Origin of the sequence: Methylorubrum sp. SL192 (genome assembly GCF_026672325.1) — a bacterium.
In the GTDB taxonomy this organism is placed as follows: Bacteria; Pseudomonadota; Alphaproteobacteria; order Rhizobiales; family Beijerinckiaceae; genus Methylobacterium; species Methylobacterium extorquens.
The window spans coordinates 4005070-4031266 of record NZ_JAPPQV010000003.1 but is presented as its reverse complement, the minus strand read 5'-3'; the positions used below and the strand labels follow the sequence as shown (position 1 = coordinate 4031266).

Here is a 26197-nt window from a genome sequence, read left to right as displayed (position 1 = left end):
TGTCCATTATGAAACGCTTCCAGCGAGACATGGATGCCAGGCGGACACAAGCGGGCGATGAATGATCCGCAAAACCACAATCGTTCGAAATAAACAGCCGAAGCAAGTCAAATTTTTAAGGACGATATTGCCGAGTTTGTCTTCCATTAAGATGTTGTAAAAATATCACTAATAGGACCGATGTATTCTCGATTTGCTATAAAATGTTAATCGCTTCGCTGCGAGACGCTCGGCAGTTCGATAGAGGTGAGTCCTAGCCTTTTCGGACTATCGACCAAGGCTTGACCCTGATCCGGCCGGATACATCGAGTATCTGCGCTTCCGCGGTCGAATGTAGCCTCCGCTCGGAGCGGCTGCAGAACGCCCCCTTCCGTCCTGCGCCGCGAGCAAGTCTGAATACAACTTCGCATTGCGTGATCCGGGCCGGAGGGCACGGTCAGGTGCGCTCCGCCAGAAGGGGCTCGAGGGCGTCGAGATATCCCGCGACGGCCGCCTCCACCGTGAAATGCGGGAGCGCGCGCTCGGCCGCACGGCGCAGATCCCGGCGGCGGCCCTCATCGTCGAGGAGCCGCAGGGTCGCATCGACCCAATCCGCCACCGCCATCGGCCGCACCTCGCCACAGCCATAGGTTTCGAGGAGACCACGGGCCGCGCCGGAATGGGGTGAGGCGAGCACCGGCGTCCCGCTCTGGAGCGCCTCCTGCACGACGATTCCCCACACGTCGCCGCGGCTCGGAAACAGGAAGAGTCGGGCCGAGGCGTAGACCTCGGGCAGCGCCTCCTGGCCCAGGAAGCCATCGAAGCGGGCGGAGATTCCCGCCTGCGCGAACCGCGCCTCCATCTCCCCCCGCAGCGGGCCGTCCCCCGCGACCCGGACCGACAGGCGCCGGCCGCGGGCACTGCAGCCGAGCACCACGTCGGTGAAGAAGCGTGCGCCCTTCACCTCCTCGTTCAGCATGCCGCAGAACAGGAGGTCGTAGGGCCGTTCGGAGTCGGGCGGGGGCGGGGCGGGCGGCGTCCAGGCCGGAAAGAGCGGGCTCAGGACGAAGTTTCGAGCCGGCAAGCCGTAGCGGACGAGCACGGCGCCGCTGCCCTCGCTCGGTCCGATCCCGGCGGAGGCCCCCGCGACGATGGCACGGCGCAGCCAGCGATGCGGGGCCGAGCGCTCGCCGGGATCGGTTTCGGGCACCCCGTCGGTGCGGATCAGGGTGGGGATGCGCTGCAGGCGCGCGGCGCCGGCCGCCAACAGCATGGTCGGCGAGAAGTCGTTGAGCACCACCGCCGCCGGATGGAGGGCGGCGAGCCGCGGCACCACCGCCGGGTTGATGTAGAGGTTGCGGATCGAGGAGCGGTGCCAGCGCAGGCCCGGCAGCACGGCATGCCGGTAGAGGCGCGGCGGCGGCATCACCCATTGCCGCGCGCTCTCGCGCGGCGTGCAGGACAGGACGTGCAGGGCCCGGCCGTCTCGGCCGGCGAGCCGTTCCGCCAGATGCTCGTAGAGAACATGCGTGTAGGGCGCGAGCGCCCCGGTCACGACGACGATCGGGCGCATCGCACCGGTTGCCATGGATGGGCGACCTCAGGTCAGGCGCCGCGGACCCGAACCGGCCCGGCGCCGATCGGCAGGGATAGAGTATTGTCCCGAAAGGTGACCACCGGCTTTCGGGACGATGCGGTCAACAGGTGTCGAGACCGGAATTCGTCTCAAGCCGTTCCCCGCGCCCGCCACCCCGTCCGGCGGCCGCCCATCAGCGCCTCGAAATCGGAGACCGGCCAATGCGGTTCGACCACGTGGCGAGGCATCGCCGGCAGGTCCGCTTCGCTCAGCGCCCGGCCGCGCCGCGTGGTGAAGAAGGTCCGGTAGCCGCTCTCCAGGGCCAGCGCCGGGTCATGCTCCGGATCGAAATCGTGGCCGGCGACGCCCCAGGGGCAGGCGAAATGGCGGATCTCCCGGCCGGTGAGGGCAGCAAGGTCGTGCCGGGAGCGGGCGATCTCGTCGGCGACCCGCGTGCGGTCGAGCCGGCTCAGGCGCTGGTGGGTGGCGGTGTGGGATCCGATGTCGAGACCGTCGGCGCACCAGGCCGCGATCTCGGCCCGTCTCATGTAGAGGCGCCCGCTCGGGGACAGGGACGTCGCCCGGTCGAGGCCGGGCGGCGTGCTCGGCGGCGCGTCGATCCAGTCGCTGATAAGGAAGACGATGCCCGGAATGCCCAGGGCCCGCAGGACGGGACGCGCCACCTCGAAGGTGTCGGCATAGCCGTCGTCGAAGGTGACGAGGAAGGCGCGGTCGCGGGCCGGCCAGCCTGCGGCGAGGCGCTCGGCGGCCCCGTCGGCATCGATGAAATCGCCGTACCGGCCAAGATGGCGCAATTGCGCGGCGAAACGATCCTGCTGGGCTTCGGGCACCTGATGGTAGCACAGGGTGTAGAGACCGGGCTCGGCGCAGGCCAACGACTTGAACAGGGCGCTCCCGCGCAGGGCGAGCGCGCGCAGGGCCGGCGCGCGGCGCAACGTCGTTTTGACCCAGTGCTTCATCCGCGTCTCACCCTCCGATGCCTGCATCTATCACACAGATAAGCTGATGGCATCTGCACAAATCATCCCGAGCGACCGTGGTTAATCTGACATATTGGTTTCAATATTGATGACGGCGCGGTGGCTCGTCCCTTGCTCATTAGCGTTAGGCAGGCGATGGCCTGTCCCGCGCCGGAACGGCCGGCACGGAGAGGATGTTCGAAGGTGGGGCAACTGACGGTCGTCGACGTCACGGACGATCCCGATTGGGACGCGGCGGTCTGGCAGCAGCCGGGCGCCAATCTCTACGCGTCGCGCCGCTGGGGCGAGTACAAAAGCTGCATCGGCTGGGACGTGCGGCGGCTCGCTATCCGCGCGGGTGACGGACAGGCGCTCTCCTACGCCCAGGTTCAGCGCCGCCGCCGCTGGCTCGGCCACGTCGTCCTGGCGCAGGGCTGCCCGGTCCTGACACGGCTGGGCGAGAAGCGGGCGGAGGCGGTGTTCCGCGCCTTTCTCGGGCATCTCGAACTCGGCCGCCTCGATCTGCTCGGCGTGAACTACCAGCAGTTCCAGACGCCGGCAGCGGTGCTGGCCCTGCTCGGCCACGGCTTCGCGCCGGTCGTCACCGCCCGGACGCACACGCTGGAACTCGATCTGACCGCGGAGACGGACCAGATCCGCTCCGCCATGGAGGGCCGCTGGCGCGACGTGCTCAAGACCGCCGAGCGAAACCTGGATCTCACGACCACATTCCCGACCGGTCCGGCCGAGCGGCTGGCGGCCTTCGAGACCTTCGGCCGCCTCTACGATGCCCTGAAGCGGCGCAAGGGCTTCCGCAACAGCCTCGACACGGCGGCCTTCCGCGATCTGGCGGCGAACGACCCGAACCTCCTGTTCCTCGAAATGCGCGAGCGGGACGAACCCGTTCTGGTGCGGATCATCCACCGGACGGCGAACCGCTGGACGGACTTCTACGTCGCCTCGAACGAGCGGGCCAAGGCGACCGGAGCCGGCCGCCTCGCCCTCTGGCGCCTGATCGAGCGGGCCAAGCGCGAGGGGGCTTCGGTGCTCGATCTCGGCGGCATCGACCCCGCCGGCAACCCGGGCGTCACCGAATTCAAGCGCGGCGCCAGCCGCAACGTCGTGGCGTCCAACCCGCTCTGGCTGTTCAGCCGGAGCCGGGCGATGCGCCGCGCCGCGACGGCCATCCTGGCCACGCGCTGAGCAGGACATCCGCGATGCCCGAAGCCCACACCGCGCCCTTCCCGCCGGCAGGCCTGCTCCGGCGCGCCGCCGGTCTCCTCCGGCGCCCGCCGGCCGCGCTCGCCGCCCTGGCCGACCAGGGCGTCGTCAGCGGCTTCGGCTTCCTCAGCGGCATCGTCGCCGCCCGTCTGCTCGGCATCGCCGAGTTCGGGCATTTCGCGATGATCCTGATCGTGCTCACCTTCGCGCAGGCCCTGCACAACGCCCTCATCACCGCGCCGATGATGACGCTGGTCGGTGCCCGCAGCGGCGTCTCGACGGCCTATGCCGCAACCATCCTCACCGGCGCCTTCCTGCTCTGCGTGCCCGGCGCGGTCTTCGTGGTGATCGCCCTCCTCATCGGCGGGATGTCGGGGGAGACGCTTGTGGCGGCCTGCGCCCTGATGCTGGCGCAGAACCTCCAGTTCACCCTGCGCCGCCTCCTGTTTGCGAAAGGTCGGGGCGTGCAGGCCCTGCTCATGGATTTCGCCCGCGCCGCGAGCTTCCCCTTCATCGCCCTGGTGATCTGGCTTGAGCACGACGTCATCGGCAGCAACGGCTTCGTCTGGCTGCTCGCCGCGACCTCGTTCGCGACCTGCCTGCCCTTCATCGTCGCGTTCGGCCGGCCGATCCTGCGCCGGCCCGGCTGCGTGCAGACCGGCGCGGTCTTTCGGCGCCACATCCCGCTCGCCCGCTGGCTCCTGCCGATCGTCTTCGTCACCTTCGTCCAGGAACAGCTCATCTGGCTGGTGGCGGGCGCGACGCTGGGCCTCGAGGAACTCGGCGGGCTGCGGGCGGCGCAGTACCTCGTCGGGACCGTGCTGCTGCTGCTCGCCGCCACGGAGAACGTCCTGCCGGTGGCCGCCGCGCGCGCGCATTCCGAGGGCGGGGAGGCGGCCCTGCGCCGCTACCTCATGCGCACGGGCATCAAGCTCGGGGTGCCGATCATCGCGATCCTCGCGATCCTCGCCATTCCGGGTGCGATGTGGCTGCGCCTGATCTTCGGGGCGGAATATGCGGCCTATGCCAACTGCCTGCACATCCTCTCGGTCAGCGTCGTGGTCGTGCTGGCCCGCGACCTCACCGCGAACTACTTCCGCGCCAAGCAGAACACCCGGGTGCTGTTCGCCTCGCTCTGCGTGAGCATGGTCGTGTCGCTCGCCGTGGTGGTCCCGCTGATGCAGGCCGGCGGCGTCAGCGGTGCCGCGGCGGCTGTGGGGGCGGGGCACCTCGCCTCCCTCATCTACCTCGTGCTGGCCGCACGGCGGCAATCGCGCCCGGCCTCGGCCTGGCCGATGCCGGGCCGGTGGCGGCGCTCGCTCAGGCCGGCCAAGTCGGCGCAGACCTGAACACCGCCGGAGATTGGGGCGAAACGCAGCCGGCTTGACGGTGCGAAGCACGGTTTGAAGCGGGGGGACGGTTTCACGCGACGGCCGCGGCCGGACGTCCGGCCTTCGACACAATGCGGGCCGCTGGAATGCCTGCCTTTGGGCAATCCAGCTCGACGGGCTCAAGCGACCGGGTTTGCACGCGATCGATCGCGCGACCTGATTCTTCGTTGCCGTGCGGGAAGCACGGCAGACCGGGCGGCGCGCCTGAACGCGCCGCCCGTCACACGCTTTACTCGGCGGCCATCGGCGCAGCCTCCGCGGGGACGACGCGGGCTGCGCAGAATTTGAACTCGGGAATCTTTCCGAGGGGGTCGAGGGCGGGGTTGGTCAGAAGGTTGGCAGCGGCCTCCGCGTAGCAGAAGGGCATGAAGATCATGCCGATCGGCACGTCCCGGTCGGAGCGCACCTTCAACACGACGGCGCCGCGCCGTGTTTCCAACCGCATCGACCCGCCGGGCCGGAGACCGAGCCGGTAGAGCTCCTTGGGTGCCATGAACGCCACCGCCTCCGGCTCCAGCGCGTCGAGCACGCCCGCGCGCCGGGTCATCGAGCCCGTGTGCCAGTGTTCGAGCACGCGGCCGGTCGAGAGCACCATCGGGAACTCGTCGTCCGGCACCTCGTCCGGCGGCACGATCGCCGCGGGCACGATCTTGGCGCGCCCGCTCTCGGTCGGGAAGCCGGCATAGAAGATGATCTCGTTGCCGGGCTGGTCCGGGGCATCGACCGGATAGGTCACCGCCCCCTCGCGCTCCAGCCGCTCCCAGGTGATGTTGTTCAAGGACGGCATCACCTGCGCCATCTCGGCGAAGATGTCGGCCGGGCCGCCGTAGTTCCAGTCGAGGTCGAGGCGTCGGGCCAGTTCCTGGATGATCCACCAATCCTGGCGCGCATCGCCCGGAGGGGCGACGACGGGCTGGGCGATCTGCACACGCCGGTCGGTGTTGGTGAAGGTGCCGGCCTTCTCGGCAAAGGCCGAGGCCGGCAGCACCACGTCGGCGTGGAAGGCGGTCTCGGTCAGGAACAGGTCCTGCACCACGAGGTGGTCGAGCATCGCCAGCGCGTGGCGGGCGTGGTTGAGGTCGGGGTCGGACATCGCCGGGTTCTCGCCCTCGACGAACATGCCCCGGATCTCGCCCGCGTGGATCGCGCGCATGATCTCGACCACGGTGAGGCCCTTCTGCGGATCGAGGGACTGACCCCAGAACTCCTCGAACAGCTCGCGCACCGCATCCTTCTCGACCGACTGATAGTCCGGGTAGACCATCGGGATCAGGCCGGCATCGGACGCGCCCTGGACGTTGTTCTGGCCGCGCAACGGGTGCAGGCCGGTGCCGGGCCGGCCGATCTGGCCGGTGATGAGGGCGAGCGCGATCAGGCAGCGGGAGTTGTCGGTGCCGTGGACGTGCTGGCTGACGCCCATGCCCCAGAAGATGAGCGACGACTTGGCCCGGGCATAGAGCCGGGCGACCTCGCGCAGGGTCTCGGCATCGATGCCGCAGACCGAAGCCATCTTCTCCGGCGTGAAGTCGACGATCTTCTCGCGCAGAGCCTCGAAGTTCTCGGTGTAGCCGGCGATGTACTGCTCGTCGTAGAGGCCCTCCGTGACGATCACGTTGAGCATCGCGTTGAGCATCGCCACGTCGGAGCCGGGGCGGAAGGCGAGGTGCCGATAGGCGTGGCGCGAGAGCGTCTGGCGCCGCGGGTCCATGATGATCAGCTTGGCGCCGCGCTGCTTCACCGCGTTCTTGAGGAAGGTCGCCGCGACCGGATGGTTCACCGTCGGGTTGGCGCCGATGACGACGATGACCTCGGCGTCGAGCGCTGCCGAGAAGGGAGCGGTGACGGCGCCGGAATTCAGGCCCTCCATCAGCGCCGCCACCGACGAGGCGTGGCACAGGCGCGTGCAGTGATCGACGTTGTTGGTGCCGAAGCCGAGGCGGACGAGCTTCTGGAAGAGGTAGGCCTCCTCGTTCGAACCCTTGGCCGAGCCGAAGCCCGCCAGCGCCTTGCGCCCGTTGGTGTCACGGATCGCCTTCAGGCCGCCCGCCGCACGGTCGAGCGCCTCTTCCCAGGTCGCCTCGCGGAAATGCGTCCAGGGGTTGGCCGGATCGACCTGATCGTTGGCGTCCTTGGGCACGTTCTCCAGGCGGATCAGCGGCACCGTCAGGCGGTGGGGGTGGTGGACGTAGTCGAAGCCGAAGCGGCCCTTCACGCAGAGCCGGTTCTGGTTGGCCGGTCCGTTCACGCCCTCGGCGTAGACGATGCGCTCGTCCTTGACCTTGTAGGAGACTTGGCAGCCGACGCCGCAATAGGGGCAGAGCGACTTCACCTCGCGGTCGGGATAGACCGTCCGGGTCTGGTTGGCGTCGAGATAGGCGGCCGGCATCAGCGCGCCGGTGGGGCAGGCCTGGACGCACTCGCCGCAGGCGACGCAGGTGGAGCCACCCATCGGATCGTCGAAGTCGAACACGACCTTGGAGCCCGCGGCGCGGTAGGCCATGCCGATCACGTCGTTGACCTGAACCTCGCGGCAGGCGCGCACACAGAGATTGCACTGGATGCAGGCGTCGAGATTGACGCTCATCGCCGGGTGGCTGATGTCGCTGGTCCAGCGCTCGGCCGCCGGGAAGCGGCTCTCGGTCACATCGAGGACGTCGGCCTGCACCCAGAAATGCGACGACGGGTCATGCGAGGTCGCGCGCTCGGGCTGATCGGCCACGAGCAGTTCGAGAACCATGGCGCGGGCCTTGGTGGCACGCTCGGTGGCCGACTTCACCTTCATGCCGATGGCGGGCGTGCGCTTGCACGAGGCGGCGAGCACGCGCTCGCCCTCGATCTCGACCATGCAGGCGCGGCAATTGCCGTCCGGCCGGTAGCCCGGATCGGGCTTGTGGCAGAGATGCGGGATATGCGTGCCGAGGCGCTTGGCGACCGCCCAGATCGTCTCGCCGGGCTGGGCCTCGACCTGTTGGCCGTCGAACTCGAAGGCGATGGTCGCGGGCGCGACCGGGGCGTCCTTGATGCCGTAGGTGCCCGAAGGGTCGGGCGCGGCCTGGCCACCCGACTTGGCGCCCTGCGAGTAGGCACCGCCGGAGGTCGATGGCGCGCCATTTGCCGGCCCGCCGGCATCCTGACGTTCGTCGGCGCGGATCTCGGGCTGTTCGATCTTGTTGCCGTGCGGTTCGGGGCCGTTGCTCATGCGTCCGCTCCAGGCTCTGGCATCGTGTGAGGAGACATCGTCGGGCTGGGCGTCACTCGGCCGCCACGGCCCGCGGCTCCGGGAAGAGGTCGGGGAAGTACTTGATCACGGTGCTGACGGGGTTCGAGGCCGCCTGACCGAGACCGCAGATCGAGGCGTCGCGCATGCACTGCGCCAGCTCGCCGAGGAGATCGGTGTCCCACACGCCGTTCTCCATCAGCATGCGGGCCTTCTGCGTGCCCGAGCGGCAGGGCGTGCACTGCCCGCAGGACTCGTCCTCGAAGAACTTCATCAGGTTCAACGCAGCACCGCGCACATCGTCCTGATCGGACAGGATCACGACCGCGGCCGAACCGATGAAGCAGCCGTATTTTTCCAGCGTGCCGAAATCGAGCGGGATGTCGTTCATCGAGGCCGGCAGGATGCCGCCCGAGGCTCCGCCCGGCAGGTAGGCCGCGAAGCTGTGGCCGTCAGAGATGCCGCCGCAATACTCGTCGATGAGTTCCTGGATGGTCAGGCCGGCGGGCGCGAGCTTGACGCCCGGTTCCTTGACCCGGCCCGAAACCGAGTAGGAGCGCAGGCCGACGCGGCCGTTGCGGCCATGGCTCTTCCACCATTCGGCGCCGCGCTCGATCAGGTCGCGCACCCAGAACAGCGTCTCGATGTTGTTGATCAGCGTCGGGCGGTTGAACAGGCCGACCTGGAACGGGAAGGGCGGCTTGTGCCGCGGCAGGCCGCGCTTGCCCTCCAGCGACTCGATCAGCGAAGATTCCTCGCCGCAGATATAGGCGCCCGCGCCCCGGCGCAGGTGGATGCGGGTGCCGCCCTCGGGGAGCTTCGCGATCTCGCGGGCTAGGATCTCGCGGGAGATCGGATACTCGTCGCGCAGGTAGATGTAGACCTCGGCGGCCTCGACGACGTGGGCACCGATCAGCATGCCTTCCAGAAAGCGGTGCGGGTCGGTGTTGAGGTAGAGCTGGTCCTTGAAGGTGCCGGGCTCGCCCTCGTCGCCGTTGACCGCCATCAGCCGGGGCCCGGGCTCGCCGCGCACGGAGCGCCACTTGCGGCCGGTGGGGAAGCCGGCGCCGCCGAGGCCGCGCAGGCCGCCGTCGTCGAGCACCTTCAGCACGTCATCGACCGGCAGTTCGCCGCTGCGCAGCCGCTCCAGGGTCGCGTAGCCGCCACCGGCCCGGTAGGCGTCGTAATCGACGTAAGTGGGAATGTGGGCGTGGGTGTCCTCGGCCTCGACCGCCGCGCGCACGGAGGCGAGGTCGGCCCGGTGCAGGAAGTTGTGCCCGACCTCGACCGCCGGGGCGTGGTCGCATAGGCCGACACAAGGCGCGCGCACGACGCGGACCGCATCCGAGGCCAGTTCGCGCTGCAGCGTCTCCAGCAGCTCGTCGGCGCCGAACATCGCGCAGGTGATGCTGTCGCAGACCCGGATCGTCAGGCGCGGGATGTCGGCCTCACCCTCCTTCACCACATCGAAATGCGCGTAGAAGGTCGCGGTCTCGAACACCTCGGCGAAGGCGAGGCTCATCTCGTCGGCCAGCGCCGCGAGATGGTCGGCGCTGATCTGGCCGTAGGTGTCTTGGATCAGGTGCAGGTGCTCGATCAGCAGGTCGCGCTGGCGCGAACGGGTGCCGAGCAGCTCCTCGATCTCGACCTTGGCGTGGGGATCGACCTGACGCCCCTTCGGCACGGCGCGGGCGACGTTACGGCCACGGCCCGGATGCGCGAAGCTCCGGACAGTCCCACTTGCCTCACTCATGACGCGACCTGTGTTCCAACTAATGGGGACGGAGGGACGGAAAAGTGCCGGGGAGTGGAGCGGCTACTGGCCGCCGAAGGCGCGCAGCGGTTGCCCCGCCTCGGAGCGCGTCCGCATGGCGACCGCTCCCGATGCCTCGTCCAGCGAAGCGATACGGGGACCGACGACGGCGTCGAGTTCCGTCTCGAACGCGTCGAGCGCGGCGTTCAGTCGTTCCAGACGATCGGCGCCCGACGATCCGCCGCCTTCGGCTTCGAAAGCCTTCACCAGGACATCTCGAACCTGGGCGATCAATTCCTGCGTAAGCGGCGGCTTAGCTTGCGCGGCATAAGCATCCGTAACGGCGGCCGCGAGGCGGCTGACATCCATGATCATGCCTGCACAGGGGTGGAATAGGAGAGGCTTTGCATATTCGCTCGCCTGAGTTGTAGGGGGCCCGGTCTGAAATCAGGCGATATAATGCAGGGATTACGTCAGATTGTCATTATATTAAACTGCATGTGGAGCATACCCCACCAGCGTTTCACGCCGCCTCGAGGCCCGGTCCCATCGCATCCAGGCGGCAAGACAGGGGTTGACGACAACGGCGAAACCTCTGCCGCAAGCCCAGCCTGACGATCCGACTTCACCGCCGCATCTCCCCGCTCGCTGATGTCTCTGGCAACAGGGCTGGGACCATCTTGCGCCGTCAGTTGCCCAAGTGCCGTTCAGGCGCCATGGAAACCCGGCTGTCGGAACGGGTTCGGGCGGCCTCGGGCGTGCCGCTGCCGGCGGCGATCAGCCTGCTGCGGTTGTCCCGGCGGACAGGCGACGCAAAAGGCTTCGTGGCCGGATACCTGCCGACACAGAGCTCATAGGCTCAGTTCCCTTCAGGCCGGCGATCCATGGCAACTCTGACCGCGACGATACACGATCTGTACGAGGGCGAGACCAGACGGGCGCACCGCTTCCGCTACGCCCTGCTCGTCTTCGACGTGGCGACGATCGCCTTCGTCATGGTCACCTCGTTCCTGCCGCTGATGCCCTGGATCATCGCCTGCGACCTGGTGCTGGGCGTCTGCGTGCTGCTCGACTTTGCCGCCCGCCTCAGCATCAGCCGCGCCCCCGCGCGCGAGTTCCTGCACCTGAGCACCTGGACCGACGTGATCGCGATCGCCTCGTTCCTCGCCCCGGTGGTGGTCGAAGGCATCGGGTTCCTGCGCGTTCTGCGCACGCTGCGCCTGCTGCGCACCTACCATCTGCTGGAGCGACTGCGGAAGGACAGCAAGCTGTTCCGCCGCAACGAAGATGTCATTCTGGCCGCTACCAACTTGGTGGTGTTCGTCTTCACGATGACGGGCATTGTCTACGCGACGCAGCACAACACCAACCCGGCCATCCAGACGCCGATCGATGCGCTGTACTTCACGGTGACATCGCTGACGACGACGGGCTACGGCGATATTACCTTACCGGGCCCCACCGGGCGGCTGCTCTCGGTCTTCGTGATGATCTGCGGGGTGACGCTGTTCTTCCGTCTCGCTCAGGTGGTGTTCCGTCCCTACAAAGTGCGCTTCCCTTGCGACGCCTGCGGGCTGCAACGCCACGAGCCCGACGCCGTGCACTGCAAGGCCTGCGGCAACCTGATGAAGATCCCTGACGAGGGCGATGACTGAGCTCCAGGCCGCCTGCAAACGCGCGGAATGCGGGGATGATGGGTGATCCGCAAGGGGCCGGCAGCGGCCCCGCGCACGGTTAAGCCGACGCGTTGCAAGCCTGAAGGATCATTTCGAGAACCAGCTTTTACCGTTCGGGGCAACGCCTTGTCGGCACCCGGCCCTCACGGGCACTCGTAGTGGAAGCGCCCGCCGGAAGTCGGCAGTTCCGCCAGGCGGTCGAGACCCCGCTCCATGTCGCGGGCACCCGCCTCCCAGCGGTCGCGGATCGAGGAGGGGGAGAAGTCGAAGCTCTTCGACGCGAGCTGGTCCGCGCCGGCCTGATGGACGATGTGCAAGAGCGTCGCGGCGGGGCCGTCCGGATCGAGCCGCTCGCGCAGGGCGTAGCTGCGCGCCAGTCCCGTCACTGCGCGCCGGGCGGCGCTGGCGAAGATGAGATCGTTGGCCCGTTCCAGCACCGCGTCGAGCGAGCGCGGCCGATCGGCCCGCAGCGAGAACAGGTCGAGGGCGATGCAGAGCAGGTCGCGGGTCGGCTCGGGCTCGAACAGCGGATCGAGGGGGAGGTTGTTGGTGTAGCCGGCATCGCACAGCATCCGGCCATCGATCTCGACCGGCGGGAACGCCGGCAGCAGGGCGGCGCTGGCCAGGATGTGCTCGGGCTGGATCGTCTGGCGGGTGTTGTCGAAGAACACCTCCTCGCCGGTCGCCACATCGATGCAGGCGATGGTGAGCCGGATCTCGGCCCGATTCAGGCGCTCGAAATCGACCAGACGCTCGAGCGTGGCGCGCAGGGGCCTGTGGTCGAACAGGGCCACGTCGTTGGGCACCCAGGGCAGGGCCGACCACAGGCCGGGATAGCGGTGCGTGAAGATGCTGGGCCGCCCCCAGGCCAGCGTCAGGAGCGAGTGGAGGGCATTGTAGTACTGTCGCGGCTTCAGGAAATCGGTTCCGGAGAGGCCGGTATGCAGGGTCGCCTCGTTCCAGAACCGGTGAAGCCGCTCAATCCGATCCTCCGGCGCGTTGCCGGCGATGATCGCACCGGTGACGGCCCCCATCGAGGCGCCCACCAATCGGTCCGGCCGGATTCCGCGGGCCTGCAAAACCTCGAAGGCGCCCGCGTGATAGGCACCGAGCGCGTTGCCGCCGCCGAACACAATGGCGGTGTCGCGCGGTTGGGAGACTGTCTGCATCGACGGAACGGACCTTTTTTCTTCGCGGTGGACCGAGCCAGACCGCGCCCGTTCGCAGGATCATCGTGGCCCCCCTCGCGCTCGGACTAACCCGGCGGCCGGCCATCCTGTTCGATCAGCGACCGGTAAGCCCTCGCGGTTGGCGAGGAGCGGCGCCTCGGATGAACGGCCAGCCGGCCTGAATGCGCGCAGGCGTGTTGAGGGCGAACAGCGACCGAAGAGGGGTCACTTCCGTTCCGCCGCGAGGACGTGGGCCACGATCGCGTTGGCGTGTCCGTGACCTATTCCATGGTCGGCCTTCAGCATCGCGACCAAGTCCATGTGCTTGGCCGGAAGCCTCTTCCGCACGATCTCCTGCCACTCGCCGATGGGACGCCCGTACGTCTTCTCGATGGAGGGAAAGTATGAGGCCGGTCCCTTGATCGGTTCAGCAGACACGTCGAGAGGCTCCGGGCGATGCAGAGTGAGTGCGGTTCGGTCACAGACGGCCCGCACCGCAGAGCCATCTACAGAGTGATACGGATTGCGCGTCAACGCCAGCTCGGGCTCGATTGCGACTCCTCGCGGGGGTCAGGCCGACCGGGTGTTGCGCTACCGGAAATTCCGTGCCCGCACCGGCAGCGCGGCCTCACGCGGATCCGGTCGGAGGCTCTGGCCGGTCTCGTCGCCGCGGCCGGTGCGCAGGGCGATCGGCTCCTCGCCGATCCGCCGCAGCAGGCCGGAGCGGTCGAACAACTCCACGGCCACGAGGTGGATCACGTCGCCGACCCGCTGCACCCGTCCGCGGCAGGCCATCAGCCGGGCGCCGAGCACGACCCGGCGCTGCCGGTCGAACAGCTCGGGCCGGACGATCAGGTTGGCGATGCCGGTCTCGTCCTCCAGGGTCATGAACATCGTGCCCTTGGCCGAGCCCGGCCGCTGGCGCATCAGCACGATCCCGGCGACGACGATCGCCCCCCCGTTGCCCACCCGCTCCAGCGCCGCGCAGGGCCGGGCCCCCAGAGTGGTAAGGGTCTCGCGCAGGAAGGCGAGGGGGTGGGCGCGCAGGCTGAGGCCGTTGGCGCAGTAATCGGCGACGACCTCCCCGCCCGCGCTCATCGCCGGCAGCGATACGGCGGGCTCCGCCGTCTGCGCCGGCTCGGCCTGTATCGGTGCGGACAGGGCGGCGAAGAGGGGGAGGGGATCGGGCCGCAGGGCCTTGACCGCCCAGGCGGCCTCGCGCCGGTTGAGGCCCAGCGAGCGGAACGCGTCGGCCCGCACGAGGCAGGTCAGGCTGGCTGCCGGGATGCCGGCCCGGTCCGCCAGTTCGGGCAGGGAGGCGAAGGGGCGCCCGCCGCGTGCCGCCACGAGGCGCTGTCCATCCCGTTCGGCCAAGCCGCTCGCGAGGCGTAGCCCCAGGCGCACCGCGAACAGTTTTCGGCCCGCACCGAGCGTCTCCAGGGTGCAGTCCCAAAGCGAGAAATTCACGTCGAGCGGGCGGATCTCGACGCCGTGGGCGCGGGCGTCGCGCACGATCTGGGCGGGGGCGTAGAAGCCCATCGGCTGCGCGTTCAGCAGCGCGGCGCAGAACACATCCGGATGGTGGCACTTCATCCACGACGAGGCATAGGCCAGGAGCGCGAAGGAGGCGGCGTGGCTCTCGGGGAAGCCGTAGGACCCGAAGCCCTCGAGCTGCTTGAAGGTGCGCTCGGCAAAATCGCGGGCGTAGCCGTTGGCAACCATGCCCTCGACGAGGCGGCTCTGGAAGCGGTGGACGCCGCCCGTGAACTTGAAGGTCGCCATGGAGCGGCGCAGTTCGTCGGCCTCCGTCGCCGAGAAGCCGGCGCCGACCATCGCCACCTGCATCGCCTGCTCCTGGAACAGCGGCACGCCGAGCGTCTTCTCCAGCACCGCCTTCAGCTCGGGCGTCGGGTAGGTCACCTCTTCGAGGCCCTCGCGACGGCGCAGATAGGGGTGGACCATGTCGCCCTGAATCGGCCCGGGGCGCACGATCGCGACCTCGATGACGAGGTCGTAGAACTCTTTCGGCTTCATCCGCGGCAGCATCGCCATCTGCGCGCGGCTCTCGATCTGGAAGACGCCGAGGGTGTCGGCGCGCCGGATCATCGCGAAGGTCGGCTCATCCTTTGAGGGGATCGAGGCGAGGTCGTGCGGGTCGTTCTTGACCTCGGCCAGCAAATCGAAGGCGCGGCGCAGGCAGCCGAGCATGCCGAGCCCGAGCACATCGACCTTCATGAACTTGAGGGCGTCGATGTCGTCCTTGTCCCACTCGATGACCTGACGGTCGGCCATCGCCGCCGGCTCGACCGGCACCAGTTCGTCGAGCCGGTCGAGGGTCAGGACGAAGCCGCCGGGATGCTGGGAGAGGTGGCGCGGCGTGCCGATCAGCTCGCGGGCGATCGCCAGCGTCAGGCGCAGGCGCCGGTCGTCGGGGTTGAGGTTGAGTTCGCGCAATTCGCGCTCGCCGACGCCCTCACTGCTCCAGGACCAGGTCATGCGGTTGAGGGCGCCGGTCACGTCCTCGGGCAGGCCCATCACCTTGCCGACCTCGCGCAGGGCGCCCCGCGAGCGGAAGCGGCTGACGATGGCGGTGAGCGCGGAGCGGTGGCGGCCGTAGGTCTGAAAGATCCACTGGATCACCTCCTCGCGGCGCTCGTGCTCGAAATCGACGTCGATGTCGGGCGGCTCGCGGCGCGCCTCCGAGACGAAGCGCTCGAACAGCAGGTTCTGCCGCGTCGGATCGATCGAGGTGATGCCGAGACAGAAGCAGACCGCGGAATTGGCCGCCGAGCCGCGCCCCTGGCACAGGATTTTTTCGCGATTGGCGAAGGCGACGATCGATTCGACCGTGAGGAAGTAGGGGGCGTAGGCCAGCCGCCCGATCAGGTCGAGTTCGTGGCGCAACTGGCGCGTCACCGCCTCCGGCACGCCGGTCGGATAGCGCCGTGCCGCGCCGGCCCAAGTCAGGACGTCCAGGCGCTCCTGCGGCGAGAGCCCGTCCTCGCGGCTTTCCGTCGGGTAGGTGTAGGCGAGGTCGTCCAGCGAGAAGCGGCAGGCCGCCGCGACCTCGCCCGCCCGCACCAGCGCCTCGGGGAAGCGCGCGAACAGGCGCGCGGTCTCGGCCGGGGGTTTGAGGAAGCGGTCGGCGTGGCGCTCCTTGGCAAAGCCGGCCCGGTCGATGGTGAGCCCGAGCCGGATGCAGGTCACCACGTCCTGCAGGCGGCGCCGGCCCGCGACATGGTAGAGGATGTCGCCGGTGGCGACGGTGGGCACCCGCGCGGCGCGGGCGGCGGCGGCCAAAGCGTCGAGCCGGTCGGCGTCGTCGGGGCGGAAGCGGCGCGTCAGCGCGCAGGACGCGCGGGCGCCGAACAGGCCCTTGAAGCGCGCGAGGTCGTTCGGAAGCGCCGATCCCGGCTGCTCGGCGAGCAAAATTGCAAAAAACCCCTCCTGCCACTCTTCGAGATCGCGCCAAGTCAGGCGGCAGCGGCCCTTGCCGCCCCTGGCCTTGCCCAGGCTGAGCAGGCGGCAGAGCCGGCCGTAGGCGGCCCGGTCGGTGGGGTAGACGAGCAGCGGCGAAGACAGATCGTCGAGGTCGAGCCGGCAGCCGACGACGAGGCGCACGCCCGTGACCTTCGCCGCCTGATGCGCGCGGACCATTCCGGCCAGCGAGCCGTGATCGGTGACGCCGAGCGCCGGGATGCCGAGCAAGCTCGCTGCGGAAAAAAGCTCCTCCGGGCTCGAGGCGCCGCGCAGGAAAGAGAAATGCGTTGTGACCTGAAGCTCCGGCGTGCTCATGCTGAGTTGCATCGCTTCCGACCAAGGTCAGACGCGATGCGTCCGGCGGACGCCCGCCGCCCCGCAGTCGCGGTGGCGACCCGCAATGGATCATCGCGGGTCGGTGTCACGCCTCGCCGAGCCCGTGCAGCCACCAGCGCCCGTTCGCCTGCATCGGGCCGTCGCGGAACAGCCAGAAGCGCTCGCCCGCTTCCGTCTCGACCCGGTAATAGTCGCGGGTGAGTTCCGCTTCCGTGTCCGCCACCCACCATTCGCCGAGGATCCGCTCCGGCCCGTCGGCCCGGGCGATCAGGTGGCGGGTGTTGCGCCAGACGAAGAACAGCGGCGGCGCATCGGGGATCTCGGCCATCGCCATGACCGGCTCCGGCGGCGCCAGAAGGCGAGCCGGGCGCGGCAGGTCCGTGGGCCACAGCGCGCCGAGGGGGGCGGCCAGCGCCGACACGCGGCGCACCGCCCGCTCGGGCAGGTCGCTCTCCACGGGTGCCAGCCGGTAGACGCGGGCGGCGCCGAGGCGCACCAGCAGGGTATCGACCAGGGCGGCGAGATCCGGCGCCTGCGGGCCGGCGGCGAGATGGGAATTCTGGCGCTCGGCCAGGGGCTCGACCCGCGAGGCGGAGAGCACCGCTTCCTCGATGCCGAAGCCGGGATCGATCAGAGAGAGGCGCTCAGTGAGCAACCGGGCGAGGTGGGTGGCGTCGCGGCTCGGCCCCGCCGTGCCGATTCGGATCGCCTGATCGAGGCGATCGACGCGGACGAAGACGAGGTCGAGCCGGCGCGCCCCGAGGCCGCGCCGCTCCAGTTCCGGCACGAGCTGGGCGCAGAGGTCGGCGACGACCCGTTCCAGGCTCTCGCGCGCGCCGACCGGCTCGGCGAAGCGCAGGGCCACGCGCGGGGTCTCGGGTGCGGCGAGCGCCGTCAGCGGCTCCGGCGCGTGCCCAAGCGCCCGGTCGAGCCGGAACAGGATCTCGGCACCGAAGCGCAGCCGCAAGGCCGCCCGCGGCTTGTCGCTGAGTTGGCCGATGCGGGCGAGGCCGACATCCTGCAGCGCCCGCACGGCCTCGGCGCCGAGCCGCAACGCCGCCACCGGGAGGGGGGCCAGCACCGGCGCCGCGTCGCCCGGCGGCACGATGCCCCCTTCGCCGAAGCGGGCCAGCCCCCAGGCGCAGCCCGGCGTGTCGGCGAGCGCGAGCCGCGCCGTGATGCCCGTCCGCTCCAGGCGGGCGGAGAGATCGGCGAGCAGGGGCGCCTCGCCGCCATGGAGATGGGCGGCGCCGGTGATGTCGATCACCAGCCCGTCGGGCGGGTCGAGGGCGACGATCGGCGCGTAGCGCTGGCACCACAGGCCGAGCCGCGCCAGGGCCGCCGCATCCGCCTCGGGATCGGCGGGCACGAGGTGCAGGCCCGGCACCAGCGCCCCGGCATGGGCCGCGCTCATGCCCGGTCGCAGGCCGAGGCGGCGGGCGGCGGCGTCGACGCCGGCCAGAAGGCGCCGGGCACCGTCCTGCGCCACGGTGGCAAGGGGCTCATCCGGCGGCGCGGTGCTGGACCCGCTCCGGCGCAGCCGGTCGGTCGGCCAGGACGGCAGGTACAGCGAGACGACCCTGCGCATCGCAAGCCTCCACGATCCAAGCCCCCGGCGCCCCACCGCGGCAGCGCTGCAAGTCGAGCCGCCAGCGCGGCCGGCCCATTCGACGGTTCGTTCCTTCCGAAGGGGCGGGCGCCACCCGCCAGCGGGTTCGCGCGGCGCTGGGCTCCGGCTCGACGGCCTCCCCCGCGCAGAGGCGGTGCACGACGAGCGCGGTGACGCCCGAGCCCTCCGCCGCGAGCTGGAGCCGGCGGGAGGGGGTGAGCGTCATGCGGGTCAGTTCGCCGACGACGCCGGCCAGCCCCCGATGGCGCAGACCCTCCTCCATGGCGGGCAGCACCTCGGCATCCCGCCACGTCTCGCAATAGACCACCCGGTCGGGATGCAGCCCGACCCGGGCGAGCGCGGGGGCGAACAGATCGCGGCTGTGCAGGCACCACAGCACCGGACCGTCGAGCCGAGCGAGGATGCCGCCGGCAAACAGCACGGCGGTAGCGGCGTAGCGCCCGCGCGGGCCGCCCTCATGGATCTGGTGGAGCGCCCCGAGGGCCAGACCGCCACCGGGCAGAGCCGCGTCGAGCCCCGTCACCCCGAAGGGCAGGGCGCGCGAATCCGCCGGTTCGCTGCCGGCCCCGGTACGGTCCGTCAGGCGGCGAAGCGCATCCAGCGTCGGCACGTCGGGGGATCGGGGAGGGGGCATGGGTGCGGGTTCAGGGGCTCGGGAGGGTGTCGCTCAGAACAAACAGTGAACGCACCTGAGCCGTAACCCGTCAACCGCCCTCGCGTTGCCATCCCTGTTGAAAATGCGGATTTTATTCCGACCGCACACTTGACCCTGGACCAGGGGAGGCGGCGACGCATCAAGCCCTGCACGCAAAGCGGGTGCGACGGCTTATCTCACGCAAAAGCGCATGCCGACCCGACTTGAGCGCAACAAATCCAGGCGCTGTTGCCCATGAACGACAGACGTTTGCCCCCACCGTTCTATCGTATTGTCTGCCGGGGACTTTGCCGGAGGTTATCGTATGGGATGCGCAATCTGCGTTTTTCCCGCGAGCCCTCTAGATTAATCAGGGTCATGAGTGACCAGTCATGAGTGACGCACGACCCACAGGCCGCCGGCCCGTCATTCTCGTCGTCGAGGATGAACCCGATGAGCGCTACCTCGCGGCCGAGTTGCTGGAGGAGAAGGGCTTCGAGGTCATCGAGGCCGAGACGGCCGAGCGTGCGCTTGACATCCTGCACCAGCGGGGCGACGGGATCGACGTCGTGTTCTCGGACGTGCGCACGCCGGGCACGATCGGCGGCTTCGAACTCGCGCGGATCATCGGCGTGACGTGGCCGCGCATCCGCCTGCTGCTGACCTCGGGCGACGCGGGCGACCAGCCGAGCGACCTACGCGTCACCGCGACCTTCATGCCCAAGCCCTGGCGGGCCCCGGAAATCCTGACCTGGCTCGAAGAGGCCGCGGGGCTCAGGGAGCCGCCGGAAGGCTGAGCCTCGGCCGGCTTCATCGCGACATCAGAAGCCCCCTCTCCCCGCAGGCGAGGAGAGGGGAAAAACAGCCTTACGCCGCCGCGACGGTCGCCTTCACGATCCGGTCCGGATCGCGCACGGGCTCGCCGCGCTTGATCGTGTCGACCACTTCCATGCCCTCGATCACCTTGCCCCACACCGTGTACTGGCGGTCGAGGAAGCGTGCGTCGGAAAAGCAGATGAAGAACTGCGAATTCGCCGAATGCGGGAAGTTGGTGCGCGCCATCGAGCAGGTGCCGCGCACATGCGGCTCGGCGTTGAACTCGGCGTTGAGGTCGGGCAGCTCCGAGCCGCCCGAGCCGGTGCCGGTCGGGTCGCCGGTCTGGGCCATGAAGCCGTCGATGACGCGGTGGAACGGCACGCCGTCGTAGAAGCCCTGGGTCGTCAGCGTCTTGATCCGCTCGACGTGGTTGGGGGCGAGGTCGGCGCGCAGCGCGATGACGACGCGGCCCTTGGTGGTCTCCAGGACGATGGTCTCGTTCGTCTCTGCCATGAGTTAAATTCCCTGTCCTCTGGGTCCGTCGTAGATGAAGCGCAGCGCCAGGGGGCGCCCCGCGATGGCTCCGCCGAGAGCCGGAGTGACCCGGACCGGCGTGCAGCGGGCGATCGCGTCGCGCGTCGCCCGAATCAGGATGTCTCGGGCCCTCGTATCGCCCGGCGTGTTCGCAAACGGCGTCTTGGCGAAGGTGATCTGCGGCATGCCGATCACCGAGCCGTCCCGGCGCAGGGAGAGACGCGCCGTGATCTCCACGCGCTCGAACCGGCTGAGCCCTTCGGGCGCCTTCCAGCAGGCGGCAAGCGCCGGGTAGAGCGCCTTCAGGGTATCGGCCGGGGCCGCCGCCGTGTCACCGGCGGGCAGCGGCACATGCTGCGTACCCCGCAAGGTTTGGGGCAGGGTGCGCCAGGGTTCAATGCCGTCGAACGCATCGGCCCCGCCCGCCATGATCGGGGCGAGGCAGGCCGCGAGGATGCAGACCCCGCGGCGCGATGGCCGGCGGGCCGCTATTGGCCGCCTCCGGCGAGCGTCATCTTCACGATCTTGTCGGGGTTCTGCACGGAGCCGTTATCGGCCTTGGAGCCCTTCTTGATCTTGTCGACCACGTCCATGCCCGAGGTGACGACGCCGACGACGGTGTAGTTGTTGTTCAGGAAGTCCGCGTCGCCGAGGCAGATGAAGAACTGCGAGTTGGCCGAGTTCGGGCTGCCCGAGCGGGCCATGCCGACCGTGCCGCGCTTGAACGGCGCGGAGGAGAACTCGGCGGGAATGTTGGGCAGGGTGGAGCCGCCGGTGCCGTTGCCCTTGGGATCGCCGGTCTGGGCCATGAAGCCGTCGATGACGCGGTGGAACTTCAGGCCGTCGTAGAAGCCCTGGCCGATCAGCGTCTTGAGCTGCTTGACGTGCTTGGGCGCGATTTCCGGGCGCAGCTCGATCGTGACCCGCCCGTCCTTGGTCTCGAGAAGCACGGTGTTCTCGCCGGCCCGCGCCGGGGCGGCGAGGAGCATGGCGGAGAGGGCGAGTCCGAGGACGGCGTGGCGGCGATTCATGCGGTCTAAAGCTCCGTGGTGGGGATCAGGATCGGGTGGAATCAGGATTTAGCGAAGCGGGCGGCAAGCCGCGCGGCGACGACCGACGGCACGAAGGGAGAGACGTCGCCGCCCATGGCCGCGATCTGGCGCACCAGGGTCGCGGTGATCGGGCGCACGCCGGTGGAAGCGGGCAGGAACACGGTCTGGACCTCGGGTGCCATCGCGCCGTTCATGCCAGCGAGCTGCATCTCGTAATCGAGGTCGGTGCCGTCACGCAGCCCCCGGATGAACAGGCGCGCCCCGCAGCGCCGGGCGGCCGTCACGGCGAGGTCGTCGAAAGTGACGACGTCGAGGCTCGCGCCCTCGGCCGCGGCGAGCGGTTCGCAGGTCTCGCGCAGCAGGGCGGCGCGCTCCTCGGCCGTGAACAGCGGCGCCTTGCCCGGATGCACGCCGATGGCCAGCACCAGCCGCGGCACGAGGCGGCAGGCCTGTCGCACCACGTCGAGATGGCCGTTGGTGACCGGATCGAAGGAACCGGCGTAGAGCGCTGTACGGGTCGTCACGGGAACGGGCCTAGAGCATTTTCCCCGCAAACGGAACCGCCGCCAACAGAAACGGGCGCCCCGGAGGGCGCCCGCGCGAACGCGATGGGGTCGGGATCGAAGGCCCCGGCGGAAACGGAACGCTCCGCCGGCCTCCCCGGCCTTCAGTACGTGCCGAACCCGAAGTTCAGGCCGACGCGAGCCAGAGCGCCCTCGGTGCGGGATTCGATGTTGTAGCCGACGCCGGGGCCGCCCGTGCTGCGGATCAGCACCGTGCGGCTGCCGAGGTCGTAGCGCAGGTACTCGGCCTTGACCGTCATCTGCAGGGACCCCGTGAGATCCAGGAAGGAATTGGCCGGGATCGCGTACTCGATGCCGCCGCCATAGGCGTAGCCGGTCTCGAGCCCGGAACGGGCACCGGCATAGGTCACCGGCGTCCCCGTGCGGAAGACCGCGGCCAGCGTGGTGGTGCCGTAGGCGAAGCCGCCGGTGCCATAGACCAGGACGCGATCGAAGGCGTAGCCGACACGGCCGCGCACGGTGCCGAGGAAGTCGAGGTCGGCGGCGTAGACGTTGCGCAGGACGTTCGGGTTGATGGCGGGGCGGAAGATCGTCTCGGTGCGGCTGCGCGCCAGATCGAGGTACTGCGCGTCGGTCTCGAAGCCGAAGACGAAGCCGGTGCCCGGCGTGAGCTGGAAGTTGTAGCCGGCCTGACCACCGAAGCTGAACCCGTCCTTCGGCAGAGCGACGTTCGCGCGGCGCAGGTCGTTGGTCACGTTGGCCTGGAGCGCACCGATGCCGGTAGTCCGCAGCGTGTCGCTCTCAGTGTAGGCGTAGCCGCCGTTGGGGCCGAAATAGGCGCCCGTCCAGGCGAAAACGGGGATCGGCGTGAAGACCGGTGCCTCGGCACGGCGCGGCAGGTCGGCGGCCAGCGCAGTCCCAGAGAGAAGGATACCCGCGAGGCCGGAGAGGATCAGGGAATTGCGCAAGGCACGAACCGAAGGTGTGAGGAAAGCCGCACTTTCTCTACCGACGGTCGGGCCTGGAAACTATGATATAACGGCAACACCAATGTTACGGCAGCGATATAACGCCATTACTTCGGTTTAATACTGTAATTCCAAAAATAATCCTCGATCACAAAACTTTGATCGATCCTTTGGCCGAGCTGCGGAAGGGGCCCGTTTCGCCCCCTCCGCAGCCCCTTCGATCAGACGGCCTCTTCGCCGTTCTCGTTCTCGTCCTCGCCCTCGATATGCTCCACCGAGACGACACGCTCGGCCTTGTCGGTGTTGAACACCGTCACGCCCTGCGAGGCGCGGCCGACGATGCGGATGTCGTCCACCGGCACGCGGATGAGCTGGCCGGCATTGGTGACCAGCATGATCTGGTCCGAAGCCTCCACGGGGAAGGAGGCGACGAGGTTGCCGTTGCGGGCATTGACCCGCATCGCCGTGATGCCTTTGCCGCCGCGACCCGAGGTGCGGTACTCGTAAGACGACGAGCGCTTGCCGAAGCCGCGATCGGACAGGGTCAGCACGAACTGCTCCGCGGCCCCCATCTCGTTGTAGCGCTCCAGCGAGATCGCCGAGGCTTCCGAAGCCTCCTCGGCCTCGGCCGGCTCGGCCTCCGCCTCGCCCGCGTCGCCGATCACCGCCCGGCGCATCTTGAGATAGCCGGCCCGCTCCTCGGGGGAGGCGTCGAAGGCGTTGAGGATCGCCATCGAGATGACTTTGTCGTCCTGGGCGAGGTTGATCCCGCGCACGCCGGTCGAGTCGCGCCCCTTGAAGACGCGCACATCCTCCACGGGGAAGCGGATGCACTGGCCGAGCGCGGTGGTGAGCAGCACGTTCTGCTCGGGCCGGCAGATCTCGACATGGACGATGTGGTCGCCCGGATCGAGCTTCATCGCGATCTTGCCGTTGCGGTTCACCGTGGTGAAGTCCGACAGCTTGTTGCGGCGGACATTGCCGGAGGCGGTGGCGAACATCACGTCGAGCGTGTCCCAGGACGTCTCGTCCTCGGGCAACGGCATGATGGTCGAGATGCGCTCGCCCTCGTTCTGAAGGTGCAGGATGTTGACGAGCGCCTTGCCCCGGGCGTTCGGCGCGGCCATCGGCAGGCGCCAGACCTTCTCCTTGTAGGCCTGGCCCTGGTCGGAGAAGAACAGCACCGGCGTGTGGGTGCTGGCCACGAACAGACGGGTGACGAAATCCTCGTCGCGGGTCGCCATGCCGGAGCGGCCCTTGCCGCCGCGGCGCTGGGCCCGGTAGGTCGAGAGCGGCACGCGCTTGACGTAGCCGGCATGGGACACGGTCACGACCATGTCCTCGCGGGCGATCAGATCCTCGTCCTCGACGCTGAAATCGGAATCGATGATCTCGGTCTTGCGCGGGGTGGCGAAGAGCGCGCGCACCTCGGCCAGTTCCGTCTTCACGATCGCCTGGATACGGACGCGCGAGCGCAGGATGTCGAGATAGTCGGCGATCTCGTCGGCGAGCTTCTTCAACTCGTCGCCGACCTCGTCACGGCCGAGAGCGGTGAGGCGCTGCAGGCGCAGGTCGAGGATCGCGCGGGCCTGGATCTCCGAGAGCCGGTAGGTGCCGTCCTCGGCCACGCGGTAGCGCGGATCGTCCACCAGCGCGATCAGCGGGGCGATGTCGTGGGCCGGCCAGTCGCGGGCCATCAACGCCTCGCGGGCGGTGTTCGGGTCCGGCGAGGTGCGGATCAGGCGGATCACCTCGTCGATATTGGCGACCGCGATGGCCAGACCGCACAAGACGTGGGCCCGTTCGCGCGCCTTGTTGAGCAGGAACTTGGTGCGCCGAGAAACGACCTCCTCGCGGAAGTCGTTGAAGGCCAGCAGCAGGTCCTTCAGGTTCATCAGCTCGGGGCGGCCGCCGTTCAGCGCCACCATGTTGCAGCCGAACGAGGATTGCAGCGGCGTGTAGCGGTAGAGCTGGTTCAGCACGACCTCGGCCATGGCGTCGCGCTTGATCTCGACGACGATGCGCATGCCGTCGCGGTCGGATTCGTCGCGCAGGTCCGAGATGCCCTCGACGCGCTTCTCCTTGACCAGCTCGGCGATCTTCTCGACCAACGTCGCCTTGTTCACCTGATACGGGATCTCGGTGAAGATCAGCGCCTCGCGCTCCTTGCGCAGCTCCTCGATATGGGACTTCGCCCGCATGATGATCGAGCCGCGGCCCGTGGCGTAGGCCTGCCGAGTGCCGGCGCGGCCGAGGATCAGGCCGCCGGTCGGGAAGTCGGGACCGGGCACGATCTCGTTGAGCGCCTCGATCGTCAGGCTCGGATCGTCGATGAGGGCGATGCAGGCGTCGATCAGCTCGCCGAGATTGTGCGGCGGGATGTTGGTGGCCATGCCCACCGCGATGCCGCCCGCGCCGTTGACCAACAGGTTCGGGAAGCGGGCCGGCAGGACGGTCGGCTCCTCGTGCTCCCCGTCGTAGTTCGCCTGGAAATCGACGGTGTTCTTGTCGATGTCCGAGAGGAGCGCGCTGGCGGGCTTGGCCAGACGCGATTCGGTGTAGCGCATGGCCGCGGCCGGATCACCGTCGACCGAGCCGAAATTGCCCTGCCCGTCGATGAGCATCAGGCGCATCGAGAAGTCCTGGGCCATGCGGACCAAGGCGTCGTAGATCGATTGGTCGCCGTGCGGATGGTACTTACCGATCACGTCGCCGACGATGCGGGCCGACTTGACGTAGCGGCGCTCGGGCAGGTGCCCGCTCTCATGCGCCGCGAACAGGATGCGCCGGTGCACCGGCTTGAGGCCGTCGCGCGCATCGGGCAGCGCGCGGCTCACGATCACGCTCATGGCGTAATCGAGGTAGGACCGGCGCATCTCGTCGGTGATGGAGACGGGCTTGATGTCGGTCGCGGGCGGGGGCGTGCCGGCGCCGGGTTGGTCGTTGTCGTCTGCCAACGTCGCTCTCTCGGGTTCTCGTTCGGTCGCCCATGGCGGAACGCCAACGGACGAAGACTAGCAAGGACAGGTCAAAGGGCCGCTAATCCCGACCGCTCCCCTCATCCTGAGGTGCCGCGAAGCGGCCTCGAAGGATCCTCCCGATCCCGCGCGTGTTCTGGAGGATCCTTCGAGGCTTCCGCTTCGCTTCAGCACCTCAGGATGAGGGGGGAGAAGTGGGATGACCCGCTGCCTGCCAAAGGCCGTCGTCTCAGTTACTTAAATATGAATTCCGAGGGGCTTGCACAACATCCGCGAGCCTGTC

At 68.9% G+C, this 26197-nt stretch carries 20 protein-coding genes; 4 read left to right on the top strand and 16 right to left on the bottom strand.

The window, feature by feature from the left end; all coding sequences use genetic code 11:
• Positions 1-436 precede the first annotated feature (436 nt).
• Positions 437-1567 (bottom strand): glycosyltransferase family 4 protein, encoded by a 1131-nt coding sequence (locus OVA30_RS19480; RefSeq protein WP_268176451.1) that lies wholly within the window; start codon positions 1565-1567, stop codon positions 437-439.
• A 137-nt stretch (positions 1568-1704) separates the two neighbouring features.
• Entirely contained in the window at positions 1705-2535 is an 831-nt protein-coding gene (locus OVA30_RS19475) for a polysaccharide deacetylase family protein (protein WP_268176450.1), read from the bottom strand.
• Between the two features lie 204 nt (positions 2536-2739).
• Between OVA30_RS19475 and OVA30_RS19470 the strand changes: the two genes are divergently transcribed.
• Positions 2740-3738, top strand: a complete 999-nt coding sequence (locus OVA30_RS19470; protein ID WP_268176449.1) for a GNAT family N-acetyltransferase — start codon at positions 2740-2742, stop codon at positions 3736-3738.
• Between the two features lie 14 nt (positions 3739-3752).
• Positions 3753-5105: a polysaccharide biosynthesis C-terminal domain-containing protein gene (locus tag OVA30_RS19465; protein ID WP_268176448.1), complete on the top strand. Its 1353-nt coding sequence runs from the start codon at positions 3753-3755 to the stop codon at positions 5103-5105.
• A 271-nt stretch (positions 5106-5376) separates the two neighbouring features.
• On the opposite strand, the gene fdhF is transcribed toward OVA30_RS19465, so the two are convergent.
• The 3 genes from fdhF to OVA30_RS19450 form a co-directional block, all read right to left on the bottom strand.
• Positions 5377-8346: a formate dehydrogenase subunit alpha gene (fdhF, locus tag OVA30_RS19460; RefSeq protein ID WP_268176447.1), complete on the bottom strand. Its 2970-nt coding sequence runs from the start codon at positions 8344-8346 to the stop codon at positions 5377-5379.
• Positions 8347-8398: 52 nt separating this feature from the next.
• Positions 8399-10117 (bottom strand): NAD(P)H-dependent oxidoreductase subunit E, encoded by a 1719-nt coding sequence (locus OVA30_RS19455; protein ID WP_012255644.1) that lies wholly within the window; start codon positions 10115-10117, stop codon positions 8399-8401.
• Between the two features lie 63 nt (positions 10118-10180).
• Positions 10181-10492 carry a hypothetical protein gene (locus OVA30_RS19450; protein WP_012255643.1) on the bottom strand — a complete coding sequence of 104 codons (312 nt, stop codon included), beginning with the start codon at positions 10490-10492 and terminating at the stop codon, positions 10181-10183.
• A 509-nt stretch (positions 10493-11001) separates the two neighbouring features.
• On the opposite strand from OVA30_RS19450, the gene OVA30_RS19445 reads away from it, so the two are divergent.
• Positions 11002-11772 carry a potassium channel family protein gene (locus OVA30_RS19445; protein WP_015824636.1) on the top strand — a complete coding sequence of 257 codons (771 nt, stop codon included), beginning with the start codon at positions 11002-11004 and terminating at the stop codon, positions 11770-11772.
• 164 nt (positions 11773-11936) lie between these two features.
• Here the strand turns inward: OVA30_RS19445 and OVA30_RS19440 are convergent, their stop codons facing one another.
• From OVA30_RS19440 to OVA30_RS19420, 5 genes are all read right to left on the bottom strand, one after another.
• On the bottom strand, positions 11937-12962 hold the full coding sequence (locus OVA30_RS19440) for a patatin-like phospholipase family protein (protein WP_253398587.1): 1026 nt from the start codon (positions 12960-12962) through the stop codon (positions 11937-11939).
• Between the two features lie 225 nt (positions 12963-13187).
• The gene (locus OVA30_RS19435; RefSeq protein WP_268176445.1) at positions 13188-13400 is read right to left on the bottom strand and encodes a DUF4287 domain-containing protein; all 213 of its coding nucleotides are present in this window, start codon (positions 13398-13400) and stop codon (positions 13188-13190) included.
• A gap of 153 nt (positions 13401-13553) precedes the next feature.
• Entirely contained in the window at positions 13554-16757 is a 3204-nt protein-coding gene (locus tag OVA30_RS19430) for an error-prone DNA polymerase (protein ID WP_442786111.1), read from the bottom strand.
• Positions 16758-16863: 106 nt separating this feature from the next.
• Entirely contained in the window at positions 16864-18366 is a 1503-nt protein-coding gene (locus OVA30_RS19425; protein WP_268176443.1) for a DUF6504 family protein, read from the bottom strand.
• On the bottom strand, positions 18281-19042 hold the full coding sequence (locus OVA30_RS19420; protein ID WP_012255638.1) for an ImuA family protein: 762 nt from the start codon (positions 19040-19042) through the stop codon (positions 18281-18283). Before OVA30_RS19420 ends, OVA30_RS19425 begins: the two co-directional genes overlap by 86 nt.
• A gap of 392 nt (positions 19043-19434) precedes the next feature.
• Between OVA30_RS19420 and OVA30_RS19415 the strand changes: the two genes are divergently transcribed.
• Entirely contained in the window at positions 19435-19839 is a 405-nt protein-coding gene (locus tag OVA30_RS19415) for a response regulator (RefSeq protein ID WP_003604678.1), read from the top strand.
• A 70-nt stretch (positions 19840-19909) separates the two neighbouring features.
• On the opposite strand, the gene OVA30_RS19410 is transcribed toward OVA30_RS19415, so the two are convergent.
• From OVA30_RS19410 to gyrA, 6 genes are all read right to left on the bottom strand, one after another.
• Positions 19910-20371, bottom strand: coding sequence for a peptidylprolyl isomerase (locus OVA30_RS19410; RefSeq protein ID WP_012255637.1), 462 nt, complete (start codon positions 20369-20371; stop codon positions 19910-19912).
• 3 nt (positions 20372-20374) lie between these two features.
• Entirely contained in the window at positions 20375-20821 is a 447-nt protein-coding gene (locus tag OVA30_RS19405) for a hypothetical protein (protein WP_003604676.1), read from the bottom strand.
• A gap of 59 nt (positions 20822-20880) precedes the next feature.
• Entirely contained in the window at positions 20881-21423 is a 543-nt protein-coding gene (locus OVA30_RS19400) for a peptidylprolyl isomerase (RefSeq protein ID WP_015824630.1), read from the bottom strand.
• Positions 21424-21464: 41 nt separating this feature from the next.
• Positions 21465-21968, bottom strand: a complete 504-nt coding sequence (gene coaD, locus OVA30_RS19395; RefSeq protein ID WP_003604674.1) for a pantetheine-phosphate adenylyltransferase — start codon at positions 21966-21968, stop codon at positions 21465-21467.
• 143 nt (positions 21969-22111) lie between these two features.
• Complete coding sequence (locus tag OVA30_RS19390; protein WP_003604673.1) at positions 22112-22936, bottom strand: outer membrane protein; 825 nt, start codon at positions 22934-22936, stop codon at positions 22112-22114.
• Positions 22937-23157: 221 nt separating this feature from the next.
• Entirely contained in the window at positions 23158-25893 is a 2736-nt protein-coding gene (gyrA, locus tag OVA30_RS19385; protein ID WP_003604672.1) for a DNA gyrase subunit A, read from the bottom strand.
• Positions 25894-26197: the final 304 nt, after the last annotated feature.

Excerpts from the sequence above, each read along its gene's own strand:
- OVA30_RS19480 (WP_268176451.1), bottom strand. The coding sequence starts at position 1,567 with ATGGCAACCGGTGCGATGCGCCCGATCGTCGTCGTGACCGGGGCGCTC.
- OVA30_RS19455 (WP_012255644.1), bottom strand. The coding sequence starts at position 10,117 with ATGAGTGAGGCAAGTGGGACTGTCCGGAGCTTCGCGCATCCGGGCCGT.
- OVA30_RS19445 (WP_015824636.1), top strand. The coding sequence starts at position 11,002 with ATGGCAACTCTGACCGCGACGATACACGATCTGTACGAGGGCGAGACC.
- fdhF (WP_268176447.1), bottom strand. The coding sequence starts at position 8,346 with ATGAGCAACGGCCCCGAACCGCACGGCAACAAGATCGAACAGCCCGAG.
- OVA30_RS19475 (WP_268176450.1), bottom strand. The coding sequence starts at position 2,535 with ATGAAGCACTGGGTCAAAACGACGTTGCGCCGCGCGCCGGCCCTGCGC.
- OVA30_RS19405 (WP_003604676.1), bottom strand. The coding sequence starts at position 20,821 with ATGGCGGGCGGGGCCGATGCGTTCGACGGCATTGAACCCTGGCGCACC.
- OVA30_RS19430 (WP_442786111.1), bottom strand. The coding sequence starts at position 16,757 with ATGAGCACGCCGGAGCTTCAGGTCACAACGCATTTCTCTTTCCTGCGC.
- OVA30_RS19450 (WP_012255643.1), bottom strand. The coding sequence starts at position 10,492 with ATGATCATGGATGTCAGCCGCCTCGCGGCCGCCGTTACGGATGCTTAT.
- OVA30_RS19440 (WP_253398587.1), bottom strand. The coding sequence starts at position 12,962 with ATGCAGACAGTCTCCCAACCGCGCGACACCGCCATTGTGTTCGGCGGC.
- OVA30_RS19410 (WP_012255637.1), bottom strand. The coding sequence starts at position 20,371 with ATGGCAGAGACGAACGAGACCATCGTCCTGGAGACCACCAAGGGCCGC.
- OVA30_RS19400 (WP_015824630.1), bottom strand. The coding sequence starts at position 21,423 with ATGAATCGCCGCCACGCCGTCCTCGGACTCGCCCTCTCCGCCATGCTC.
- OVA30_RS19465 (WP_268176448.1), top strand. The coding sequence starts at position 3,753 with ATGCCCGAAGCCCACACCGCGCCCTTCCCGCCGGCAGGCCTGCTCCGG.
- OVA30_RS19420 (WP_012255638.1), bottom strand. The coding sequence starts at position 19,042 with ATGCCCCCTCCCCGATCCCCCGACGTGCCGACGCTGGATGCGCTTCGC.
- OVA30_RS19415 (WP_003604678.1), top strand. The coding sequence starts at position 19,435 with ATGAGTGACGCACGACCCACAGGCCGCCGGCCCGTCATTCTCGTCGTC.
- OVA30_RS19425 (WP_268176443.1), bottom strand. The coding sequence starts at position 18,366 with ATGCGCAGGGTCGTCTCGCTGTACCTGCCGTCCTGGCCGACCGACCGG.